General features: G+C 63.3%; 1 protein-coding gene. It reads left to right on the top strand.

The genetic code is table 11. The features are described 5' to 3' along the window. On the top strand, positions 1-281 hold a 281-nt coding region (locus AAEZ05_RS28300; RefSeq protein WP_502947804.1), incomplete at both ends, for a transporter substrate-binding domain-containing protein.

Below are 281 nucleotides of genomic sequence, written 5' to 3'. Positions count from 1 at the left end.
CCCTCGACGACCTGCGCGGCCTGACAGTTGGCGTTTCCCCCGGCTACCTCTATGGCGACGCGTTCAGTGGGTCCAACACCTTCGAGCGTGAACCTGCGCCCAGCCATGAGGCCAATTTTGGCAAACTCATGCTGGGGCGCGTCGATATGGTGGTGACTGACCGACGCGTGGGGCACTACGTGATCAAGGCGCTGGGCCTGGAAGGTAAGGTCAGCCAGGCGTCGGTGGTGGTCAGTCGCCAGCAGCAATTTCTTGCGGTACGCCGTGGCGCAGGCATGGAC

The organism is Pseudomonas sp. HY13-MNA-CIBAN-0226, from assembly GCF_040310305.1.
GTDB classification, from domain to species: domain Bacteria; phylum Pseudomonadota; class Gammaproteobacteria; order Pseudomonadales; family Pseudomonadaceae; genus Aquipseudomonas; species Aquipseudomonas gregormendelii.
This window is presented reverse-complemented; position numbering and strand designations above follow the sequence as displayed.